The 488-nt window shown below is 55.5% G+C and carries 1 protein-coding gene; it reads right to left on the bottom strand.

What is annotated here, in order from left to right; translation table 11 throughout:
* The coding region (locus DVK06_RS17365) for a hypothetical protein (protein ID WP_121601148.1) at nucleotides 1–322 on the bottom strand (322 nt) is incomplete at its 3' end.
* Between the last annotated feature and the right edge of the window lie 166 nt (nucleotides 323–488).

Raw genomic sequence — 488 nt, 5'->3', positions numbered from 1 at the left:
TAACTTCGACCTTCGGGACGCCATCGTTGAAGGTGTGTGAGACGGTGTGGTCTTTTGTCTCCGCGGTCGTGTCGTAGGCGAGCGTCATCATCGGGTTGTCGTTATCGTGCCACTTTGCCTCGCCAGCGGGAGTGTAGTCGACGTTCGTGATTTTACCCGATTCGTAGCGTTCGAGTCCCTGCCCGTTGAGGTACATGACGTGGAACTCTGCGCCGTTGAGGTCGACGTCACCCTCGAATAGCTCGCGGGCATCCTCGTCGTCCGCGAGTCGGTGGACGTTCTCCGCATCTGCGTCAACATTGGCGTTGATGTCTACTGCCATCACATCTACAACATGGATTCCCACACTTATAAAAATTACGCCATAACGTAACAGAGTTGGGGACAGGTGGTGTTCAAAATGGATGTCGCTCGTCGGCAGGTGCCAAAATAAAATGGGTTCAGCGCCCGACACTCGGGCGCTCTTACTCGTCGGCGGCGATTGGGGA

Source organism: Halorubrum sp. Atlit-28R (genome assembly GCF_003665955.1).
Lineage (GTDB): Archaea > Halobacteriota > Halobacteria > Halobacteriales > Haloferacaceae > Halorubrum > Halorubrum tropicale.
Note: the sequence above shows the minus strand (reverse complement) of the source record. Positions and strands in the feature narration are given on the sequence as shown.